9 protein-coding genes are annotated in these 9,907 nt (G+C 68.6%); 7 read left to right on the forward strand and 2 right to left on the reverse strand.

Translation table 11 applies throughout. From position 1 onward, the window contains the following. Positions 1 to 93 precede the first annotated feature (93 nt). The 4 genes from ABZY45_RS34290 to ABZY45_RS34305 are packed head-to-tail and all read left to right on the forward strand — an operon-like array spanning position 94 to position 4,922. Positions 94 to 2,307, forward strand: coding sequence for a polyribonucleotide nucleotidyltransferase (locus tag ABZY45_RS34290; RefSeq protein WP_356746174.1), 2,214 nt, complete (start codon positions 94 to 96; stop codon positions 2,305 to 2,307). After that, positions 2,304 to 3,683 (forward strand): pitrilysin family protein, encoded by a 1,380-nt coding sequence (locus tag ABZY45_RS34295; RefSeq protein ID WP_356746167.1) that lies wholly within the window; start codon positions 2,304 to 2,306, stop codon positions 3,681 to 3,683. The genes ABZY45_RS34290 and ABZY45_RS34295 overlap by 4 nt, the downstream gene beginning before the upstream one ends. 22 nt (positions 3,684 to 3,705) lie before the next feature. Beyond that, complete coding sequence (gene dapB / locus ABZY45_RS34300) at positions 3,706 to 4,458, forward strand: 4-hydroxy-tetrahydrodipicolinate reductase (RefSeq protein ID WP_356746168.1); 753 nt, start codon at positions 3,706 to 3,708, stop codon at positions 4,456 to 4,458. Positions 4,459 to 4,469: 11 nt separating this feature from the next. Next, the gene (locus tag ABZY45_RS34305; RefSeq protein ID WP_356746169.1) at positions 4,470 to 4,922 is read left to right on the forward strand and encodes a hypothetical protein; all 453 of its coding nucleotides are present in this window, start codon (positions 4,470 to 4,472) and stop codon (positions 4,920 to 4,922) included. 44 nt (positions 4,923 to 4,966) lie between these two features. On the opposite strand, the gene ABZY45_RS34310 is transcribed toward ABZY45_RS34305, so the two are convergent. Next, positions 4,967 to 5,518, reverse strand: a complete 552-nt coding sequence (locus ABZY45_RS34310; RefSeq protein WP_356746170.1) for a hypothetical protein — start codon at positions 5,516 to 5,518, stop codon at positions 4,967 to 4,969. Positions 5,519 to 5,611: 93 nt separating this feature from the next. Beyond that, on the reverse strand, positions 5,612 to 5,851 hold the full coding sequence (locus tag ABZY45_RS34315) for a hypothetical protein (RefSeq protein WP_356746171.1): 240 nt from the start codon (positions 5,849 to 5,851) through the stop codon (positions 5,612 to 5,614). Between the two features lie 175 nt (positions 5,852 to 6,026). Between ABZY45_RS34315 and thyX the strand changes: the two genes are divergently transcribed. The 3 genes from thyX to ABZY45_RS34330 all read left to right on the forward strand — a co-directional run bounded on the left by thyX (position 6,027) and on the right by ABZY45_RS34330 (position 9,634). Beyond that, a complete protein-coding gene (gene thyX, locus ABZY45_RS34320) occupies positions 6,027 to 6,764 on the forward strand; it encodes an FAD-dependent thymidylate synthase (protein WP_356746172.1) in 738 nt (245 codons plus the stop codon). Between the two features lie 152 nt (positions 6,765 to 6,916). Continuing rightward, on the forward strand, positions 6,917 to 7,816 hold the full coding sequence (dapA, locus tag ABZY45_RS34325; RefSeq protein WP_356746173.1) for a 4-hydroxy-tetrahydrodipicolinate synthase: 900 nt from the start codon (positions 6,917 to 6,919) through the stop codon (positions 7,814 to 7,816). A 132-nt stretch (positions 7,817 to 7,948) separates the two neighbouring features. Next, entirely contained in the window at positions 7,949 to 9,634 is a 1,686-nt protein-coding gene (locus ABZY45_RS34330; RefSeq protein WP_015578985.1) for a ribonuclease J, read from the forward strand. The last annotated feature ends 273 nt before the right edge of the window (positions 9,635 to 9,907 follow it).

Here is a 9,907-nt window from a genome sequence, read left to right on the forward strand (position 1 = left end):
GAAGACCGGCCCGCACACACGGTGCGCTTCTCCGCACCGTCCTCCGCCACACGGGCGGCAGGACGAAAGACGACGAGTATGGAGAAATCACTAGTGGAGAACGAGACCCACTACGCCGAAGCCGTGATCGACAACGGCACCTTCGGCACCCGCACCATCCGCTTCGAGACGGGCCGCCTGGCCAAGCAGGCCGCAGGCTCCGCCGTCGCGTACCTGGACGACGACACCATGGTGCTGTCGGCCACCACCGCTTCCAAGCGGCCCAAGGACAACCTCGACTTCTTCCCCCTCACGGTGGACGTCGAGGAGCGGCAGTACGCCGCCGGCAAGATCCCCGGCTCCTTCTTCCGCCGTGAGGGCCGGCCCTCCGAGGACGCGATCCTCACCTGCCGCCTGATCGACCGGCCGCTGCGCCCCTCCTTCAAGAAGGGCCTGCGCAACGAGATCCAGATCGTCGAGACGATCATGGCGCTCAACCCCGACCACCTGTACGACGTGGTCGCGATCAACGCCGCCTCCGCCTCCACGATCCTGGCGGGCCTGCCCTTCTCCGGCCCGATCGGCGCCACCCGCGTCGCCCTGATCAAGGGCCAGTGGGTCGCCTTCCCGACGCACACCGAGCTCGAGGACGCCGTCTTCGACATGGTCGTCGCCGGTCGCGTCCTGGAGGACGGCGACGTCGCGATCATGATGGTCGAGGCCGAGGCCACCGAGAAGACCATCCAGCTCGTCAAGGACGGCGCCGAGGCCCCGACCGAAGAGGTCGTCGCCGCCGGTCTCGAGGCCGCGAAGCCCTTCATCAAGGCGCTCTGCAAGGCCCAGTCCGACCTCGCCTCCAAGGCTGCCAAGCCCACCGGCGAGTTCCCGGTCTTCCTCGACTACCAGGACGACGTCCTGGAGGCGCTCAGCAAGGCCGTCAGCACCGAGCTCGCCAAGGCGCTCACCATCGCCGGCAAGCAGGAGCGCGAGGCGGAGCTGGACCGCATCAAGGAGATCGCGGGCGAGAAGCTCCTCCCGGCCTTCGAGGGCCGCGAGAAGGAGATCTCCGGTGCCTACCGCGCGCTGACCAAGAAGCTGGTCCGCGAGCGCGTCATCAAGGACAAGGTCCGCATCGACGGCCGTGGCGTCACGGACATCCGTACGCTCGCCGCCGAGGTCGAGGCCATCCCGCGCGTGCACGGCTCGGCGCTGTTCGAGCGTGGCGAGACCCAGATCCTGGGCGTCACCACCCTCAACATGCTCCGCATGGAGCAGCAGCTGGACACCCTCTCCCCGGTGACCCGCAAGCGCTACATGCACAACTACAACTTCCCGCCGTACTCCGTCGGTGAGACCGGCCGCGTGGGCTCGCCCAAGCGCCGGGAGATCGGCCACGGCGCGCTCGCCGAGCGCGCCATCGTGCCGGTGCTGCCGTCGCGCGAGGAGTTCCCCTACGCGATCCGCCAGGTCTCCGAGGCGCTGGGCTCCAACGGCTCGACGTCCATGGGTTCGGTCTGCGCGTCCACCATGTCCCTGCTGAACGCCGGTGTGCCCCTCAAGGCCGCCGTCGCCGGTATCGCCATGGGCCTGATCTCGCAGGAGATCGACGGCAAGACCCACTACGTCGCCCTCACCGACATCCTCGGTGCGGAGGACGCCTTCGGCGACATGGACTTCAAGGTCGCCGGTACGAAGCAGTTCGTGACCGCGCTCCAGCTCGACACCAAGCTCGACGGCATCCCCGCCTCGGTCCTGGCCGCCGCGCTGAAGCAGGCCCGTGACGCGCGTCTGCACATCCTGGACGTCATGAACGAGGCCATCGACGTCCCGGACGAGATGTCCCCCAACGCCCCGCGGATCATCACGGTCAAGATCCCGGTGGACAAGATCGGTGAGGTCATCGGCCCCAAGGGCAAGATGATCAACCAGATCCAGGAGGACACCGGCGCCGACATCACGATCGAGGACGACGGCACCATCTACATCGGTGCCCAGCAGGGCTCGCAGGCCGAGGCCGCCCGCGCCACGATCAACGCCATCGCCAACCCGACCATGCCGGAGGTCGGCGAGCGCTACCTGGGCACGGTCGTCAAGACCACCACCTTCGGTGCGTTCGTCTCCCTGATGCCCGGCAAGGACGGTCTGCTGCACATCTCGCAGATCCGCAAGCTCGCCGGCGGCAAGCGCGTGGAGAACGTCGAGGACGTGCTCGGCGTCGGCGCCAAGGTGCAGGTCGAGATCGCGGAGATCGACTCCCGCGGCAAGCTCTCCCTCATCCCCGTCATCGAGGGTGAAGAGGACGAGAAGAAGGACGACACCGACAAGTGACGTCCCGTAGTTCCGTGACGGCGGCCCGCACCTCCTCGGAGGGGCGGGCCGTCGCCCGTACCCAAACCCTTCTCAAGGGCAGCAACGGCATCGGCACCGTCCGCCGCACCACCCTTCCCGGTGGCCTGCGGATCGTCACCGAGACGCTGCCCTCCGTCCGCTCCGCGACCTTCGGGATCTGGGCGAACGTCGGCTCACGCGACGAGACACCCACCCTGAACGGCGCGACGCACTACCTCGAACACCTCCTCTTCAAGGGCACGGCCAAGCGCAGCGCCCTCGACATCTCGTCCGCGATCGACGCGGTCGGCGGCGAGATGAACGCCTTCACGGCGAAGGAGTACACCTGCTACTACGCGCGGGTCCTGGACACCGATCTCCCGCTGGCCATCGACGTCGTCTGCGACATGCTGACCGGCTCCCTGATCGCCCCCGAGGACGTCGACGCCGAGCGCGGCGTCATCCTCGAGGAGATCGCCATGACGGAGGACGACCCGGGCGACTGCGTGCACGACCTGTTCGCGCACACGATGCTCGGCGACACTCCGCTGGGCCGCCCGGTCCTCGGCACCGTCGACACGATCAACGCGCTGGACCGCGGCCAGATCGCGCGCTTCTACAAGAAGCACTACGACCCCACACGCCTGGTGGTCGCCGCGGCCGGCAACGTCGACCACGCCAAGGTCGTACGCCAGGTCCGCAGCGCCTTCGAGCGCGCGGGTGCCCTGAGCCGCACCGACGCCGTGCCCACGGCGCCCCGCGAAGGCTCCCGCACCCTGCGCACAGCCGGCAAGGTCGAGCTGCTGAACCGCAAGACCGAGCAGGCGCATGTCGTCCTCGGGATGCCGGGCCTGGCCAGGACCGACGAGCGCCGCTGGGCCCTCGGCGTCCTGAACACCGCCCTCGGCGGCGGCATGAGCTCGCGGCTCTTCCAGGAGGTACGGGAGAAGCGCGGCCTCGCCTACAGCGTGTACTCCTACACCTCGGGCTTCGCCGACTGCGGGCTCTTCGGCGTGTACGCGGGCTGCCGTCCCAGCCAGGTGCACGACGTCCTCAAGATCTGCCGCGACGAGCTCGACCGCGTGGCGAGCGACGGTCTCGCCGACGAGGAGATCAGCCGCGCCGTCGGCCAGCTCGCCGGCTCGACCGTCCTCGGTCTGGAGGACACGGGCGCGCTCATGAACCGCATCGGCAAGAGCGAGCTCTGCTGGGGCGAACAGATGTCCGTGGATGACATGCTGGCGAAGATCGCGGCGGTGACCCCCGACGAGGTCCGCGCGGTGGCGGCCGATGTCCTCGGACAACGGCCCTCGCTCTCGGTCATCGGCCCGCTGAAGGACAAGCAGGCGAACCGCCTCCAGGAAGCGGTCTCCTAACCACCCCGTAAGGAAAGAGCACATGAGCAAGCTGCGCGTGGCCGTTCTCGGCGCCAACGGACGCATCGGTTCCGAAGCGGTACGAGCCGTGGAGGCCGCCGACGACATGGAACTGGTCGCCGCACTGGGCCGGGGTGACAAGCTGGAGACCCTCACCGAGGCCGGTGCCCAGGCAGTCGTCGAGCTGACCACCCCCTCGTCGGTGATGGACAACCTCGAGTTCTGCGTACGGCACGGCATCCACGCCGTCGTCGGCACCACCGGCTGGACCGACGAACGGCTCGCGCAGCTGAACACCTGGCTCTCCGGCTCGCCGGAGACAGGTGTGCTCATCGCACCGAACTTCTCCATCGGTGCCGTCCTCACCATGAGGTTCGCGGAGCAGGCCGCCCGCTACTTCGAGTCGGTGGAGGTCATCGAGCTCCACCACCCGAACAAGGCGGACGCCCCCTCCGGGACGGCCACCCGCACCGCCCAGCTGATCGCCGCGGCCCGGGCGAAGGCGGGCTCGGCTCCGCAGCCCGACGCCACGGCCACAGCGCTGGACGGAGCGCGCGGCGCCGACGTCGACGGCGTACCGGTCCACTCGGTCCGTCTCCGGGGCCTCCTGGCCCACCAGGAGGTCCTGCTGGGCGGCGAGGGAGAGACCCTCACCCTGCGCCACGACTCGCTCCATCACAGCAGCTTCATGCCGGGCATCCTGCTCGGCACCCGCCGCGTGGTGACCACTCCCGGCCTCACCTTCGGCCTGGAACACTTCCTCGACCTGAACTGACTGGCTCACCCATGCGCGCAAAGCTCACCTACGCCGTCACCGCCGCCGTCCTGGTCTTCTACTTCGTCCTGGCCGGCAGTCGCGGTGTCCTCCTCATCCGGCACGGCACCCTGCTCACGGTCACCTTCGGGGTGGCGGTGCTGATCCTGCCGGTGATCGGCGTCTGGTTCCTCTGGAAGAACACCCAGTTCGTCCGCAGGGCCAACGCACTGGCCGCCGAACTGGACGCGGAGGGGGGCCTGCCGGTCGACGAACTGGTGCGCACCCCGTCCGGGCGCATCGACCGCGCCTCCGCCGACGCCGTGTTCGCCCGGCGCCGGGAGGAGACCGAGGACAACCCGGACGACTGGCGCAGCTGGTTCCGGCTGGCGGTCGCCTACCAGGACGCGAGGGACACCCCGCGAGCCCGCAAGGCGATGCAGCGCGCCATCGCCCTGCACGCGAACAAGCCGGTACGCGCCTGACTGGCGCCGTACCGGCTCGTGAGGGGATGGACGGTCCCGGCGGGTCAGCCGGTGCGGTACTCGTCTCCCCAGGCCTCGATCGTGTCGGTGGCCCGCTCGAAGGCCTCGGACCGGGCCAGGAAGTCCGCGTTGTGGTCCGTGACCAGGGGCGCCAGCGGCTCGCCGTCGCGGCGTACGACGATCAGGGCCTGGCCCTGGACGGTGCGCGGGAACCCGAGCCACTTCACCGGCTGCTGGACCGTGCGGACGGCGACCGCGTCCGGCCACCGCACGGTGGTCGTACGGAAGAAGCCCACCCGGCGGACCCCGTGACGGCTCACCCAGGCGCCCACCCGCAGCAGGCGCAGTGCACCGGCGATCACCAGCGCGGCCAGAGCGAAACACATGGCCGCGCCGGACAGCGATCCGGCCACTGAAATGATCACCGCCGCGAGCAGCACGAACGACGCGAGCAGCAGCAGGGTGGCCGCCGCCGCGACCCGCCACGGGCCGGGGCGGTAGGGCCGCCGCCAGCTGTCGTGGTCGTCGAACGGCAGCGCGATGTCCTCCGCGTCCGCGTCGAATACGCGGTCGGCCGTCAGAAAGGGCAGGGGCACGACTGATCCTCACTCACAAGCACGCTCGATTGCTGTGCCCGGTGAGGCTACCGAGCAGCCCCCCGGCCTACCACCCCAGGGGGCCCGTACGGGTCAGCGGTGCCGGGAGGCCTCGGAGGTCTGGCTGTGCGAGGGGGTCCGGTCCGTGTCCAGGGCGGGCAGCCCGAGGAGCAGCGATCCGGCGAAGCCTGCCACCAGCGTCAGGCCCACGAGGGAGCGAGCGGCCAGCTGCGAGCGGCTGGCGCGCTGGCGGGGAGGCGGAGTGACATTACTGCGGAACCGGTCGGCCTCGGCGACGAACGAGAACGGGACGGATTCACGCCGGCGGAACATGAGGAAGATCTCCTTGGACTCTGTAACGGGTGCTGCTGTCGAGTCAGACGTATGGCATCCCCGATCGGTGCCCCGAATCGCCGAACACATGCAGGAATTCCCGCTGACGGACGCCAGTCCCGGGGCCCGTAGAGTGGACGCCGCCCGAGCGCCGCAATTGGAAGGACCCCCGCCGGTGACCGACACCCCCGAGCCCACAAAGGCCCACTTCCGCAGCGATGTCACCGTTGACCTGGTGAAATCAGCCGCCGCCGACTCCGACGTGCTCTTCGCCGCCCGGGTGTCCACCGCAGGCGAGCAGTCCCTGGAAGAGGTCACGAAGGACCCCGAGCGCTCGAAGGGCCTCATCAACTATCTGATGCGGGACCGGCACGGCAGCCCGTTCGAGCACAACTCGATGACCTTCTTCATCAGCGCCCCGATCTTCGTGTTCCGCGAGTTCATGCGGCACCGCGTGGGCTGGTCCTACAACGAGGAATCGGGCCGCTACAGGGAGCTCGAGCCGGTCTTCTACATTCCGGGCGAGTCCCGCAAGCTCATCCAGCAGGGCCGTCCCGGCAAGTACGAATTCGTCGAGGGAACCCCCGAGCAGCACGCGCTCACCAGCCGTGCCATGGAGGACTCCTACCGGCAGGCGTACGACGCCTACCAGGAGATGCTTGCCGCCGGCGTCGCCCGCGAGGTCGCCCGCGCCGTGCTCCCCGTCGGCTTGTTCTCCACCATGTACGCGACGTGCAACGCACGCTCGCTGATGCACTTCCTCGGCCTGCGCACGCAGCACGAGCTCGCCAAGGTGCCGTCCTTCCCGCAGCGCGAGATCGAAATGGTCGGCGAGCAGATGGAAACGCACTGGCAGACGCTGATGCCACTCACTCATGCCGCCTTCAACAAAAACGGACGGGTCGCCCCGTAGGCGGTGTCCGTATTGCGACGTTTCGTGAAGTTCATCTAGGCTGATCAAACGGACCCGGCACTGCTTGAACCCCCGAGCAGGCAGTGCCGGGCTCCTCTTCCCCGTCCCCCCGAGGGGGCACGGCGCTCCGAGCAACGAGTAGCGTGTTACCCATGGCTCCGATCTCCACTCCGCAGACCCCCTTCGGGCGGGTCCTCACCGCTATGGTCACGCCCTTCACGGCGGACGGCGCTCTCGACCTCGACGGCGCCCAGCGGCTCGCCACCCATCTGGTGGACGCAGGCAATGACGGCCTGGTCGTCAACGGCACCACGGGCGAGTCCCCGACCACCAGCGACGCGGAGAAAGACCAGCTCGTACGGGCTGTGCTCGAAGCCGTCGGAGACCGTGCCCACGTCATCGCCGGCGTCGGCACCAACGACACCCGGCACAGCATAGAGCTGGCCCGCACCGCCGAGCGCACCGGCGCGCACGGCCTCCTCGCGGTCACGCCGTACTACAACAAGCCCCCGCAGGAAGGCCTCCTGCGGCACTTCGGCGCCATCGCCGACTCCACCGGTCTGCCGGTGATGCTGTACGACATCCCGGGCCGCAGCGGTGTGCCGATCGACACGGAGACGCTCGTACGCCTCGCCGAGCACCCCAGGATCGTCGCCAACAAGGACGCCAAGGGAGACCTGGGCCGCTCCAGCTGGGCCATCGCCCAGTCCGGGCTCGCCTGGTACTCCGGTGACGACATGCTCAACCTGCCGCTGCTCTCGGTCGGCGCCGTGGGCTTCGTCTCCGTGGTCGGCCACGTCGTGACCCCGGAGCTGCGCGCCCTCGTCGAGGCGCATCTCGACGGGGACGTGCAGAAGGCCACCGAGATCCACCAGAAGCTGCTCCCCGTCTTCACCGGGATGTTCCGCACCCAGGGTGTGATCACCACCAAGGCCGCACTGACCCTCCAGGGCCTGCCCGCCGGGCCGCTGCGCCTCCCTCTGGTGGAACTCACCACCCAGGAGACGGCCCAGCTCAAGATGGATCTGGCCGCCGGTGGGGTACAGCTCTGACCACAGACTTCACAACTGAATAAGCGAGGGAACTCGCGACGGAAACACCACACCTGACAACAGCAAGTGCACGAATGACATGCGCGCCACGTGCCCTCAGCGGTACGTGGCGCGCGTGGTGAGGAGAGTCTTTTGAGTCATCCGCATCCTGAACTCGGTACCCCGCCGAAGCTCCCCAAGGGCGGCCTGCGGGTCACCCCGCTGGGCGGCCTGGGCGAGATCGGCCGCAACATGACGGTCTTCGAGTACGGCGGCCGTCTGCTCATCGTCGACTGCGGTGTGCTCTTCCCCGAGGAGGAGCAGCCCGGCATCGACCTGATCCTGCCGGACTTCACCACGATCCGGGACCGCCTGGACGACATCGAGGGCATCGTCCTCACGCACGGCCACGAGGACCACATCGGTGGCGTCCCGTACCTGCTCCGCCTGAAGCCGGACATCCCGCTGATCGGCTCGAAGCTGACCCTCGCGCTCATCGAGGCCAAGCTCCAGGAGCACCGGATCCGCCCCTACACCCTCGAGGTGGCCGAGGGGCAGCGCGAGCGCATCGGCGTCTTCGACTGCGAGTTCATCGCGGTCAACCACTCCATCCCGGACGCTCTTGCCGTGGCCATCCGCACCCCCGCGGGCCTGGCCGTCGCGACCGGTGACTTCAAGATGGACCAGCTGCCGCTGGACGGCCGTCTCACCGACCTGCACGCCTTCGCCAGGCTGAGCGAGGAAGGCATCGACCTTCTCCTCTCCGACTCGACGAACGCCGAGGTCCCCGGATTCGTCCCGCCGGAGCGGGACATCTCCAACGTCCTGCGCACGGTGTTCGCCAACGCCCAGAAGCGCATCATCGTGGCGAGCTTCGCCAGCCACGTCCACCGCATCCAGCAGATCCTGGACGCCGCCCACGAGTACGGCCGCAGGGTCGCCTTCGTCGGCCGTTCCATGGTCCGCAACATGGGCATCGCCCGTGACCTGGGCTATCTGAAGGTTCCCGCCGGCCTGGTCGTCGACGTCAAGACGCTCGACGACCTCCCCGACGACGAGGTCGTGCTGGTCTGCACGGGATCCCAGGGCGAGCCGATGGCCGCCCTCTCCCGGATGGCCAACCGGGACCACCAGATCCGGATCGTCCCGGGTGACACGGTGATCCTGGCCTCCTCACTGATCCCGGGCAACGAGAACGCGGTCTACCGCGTGATCAACGGCCTGACCCGCTGGGGCGCGAACGTGGTCCACAAGGGCAACGCCAAGGTCCACGTCTCGGGCCACGCCTCGGCCGGCGAGCTGCTGTACTTCTACAACATCTGCAAGCCGAAGAACCTGATGCCGGTGCACGGTGAATGGCGCCACCTCAGGGCCAACGCCGAGCTCGGCGCGCTGACCGGTGTTCCGAAGGACCACATCGTCATCGCTGAGGACGGCGTCGTCGTCGACCTCGTCGACGGCAAGGCCAAGATCGTCGGCAAGGTCCAGGCGGGATACGTGTACGTCGACGGCCTCTCGGTCGGTGACGTCACGGAGACCTCGCTCAAGGACCGCCGGATCCTCGGGGACGAGGGCATCATCTCGGTCTTCATCGTGGTCGACAGCTCCTCCGGCAAGATCGTGGGCGGACCCCACATCCAGGCCAGGGGCTCCGGCATCGACGACGGGGCGTTCACCGCCGTGGTGCCCAAGGTCGAGGAGGCCCTCAACAAGTCGGCCCAGGACGGGGTGATGGAGCCGCACCAGCTCCAGCAGCTGGTCCGCAGGACGGTCGGCAAATGGGTGTCGGACACCTACCGCCGGCGCCCGATGATCCTTCCGGTCGTGGTCGAGGTCTGACGGAAGAGGCCTCCGACGGCCGCCGACCTGGAGCGGGGCTCCCCGATTTGCATCGGGGAGCCCCGCTCCAGTACGTTTACGGCTCCGCCTGACCGGGAAGCAGTCCGCGCACGTGTGCGCCGGGAGCTCCTCGCAGGGGCGGGAAATCCGGCTCAGAACCTCTGATAAAGTCGGGTCCGCCGAAAGGCAAAGGCCATTCCGCAGGCCGCTGGAATCAAATTCGGACCGGAAACGGAACGGAAAAGAGTCTGGTAAAGTCGGACTCGCCGGAAA

Source organism: Streptomyces sp. NPDC006516, from assembly GCF_040611875.1.
Lineage (GTDB): Bacteria > Actinomycetota > Actinomycetes > Streptomycetales > Streptomycetaceae > Streptomyces.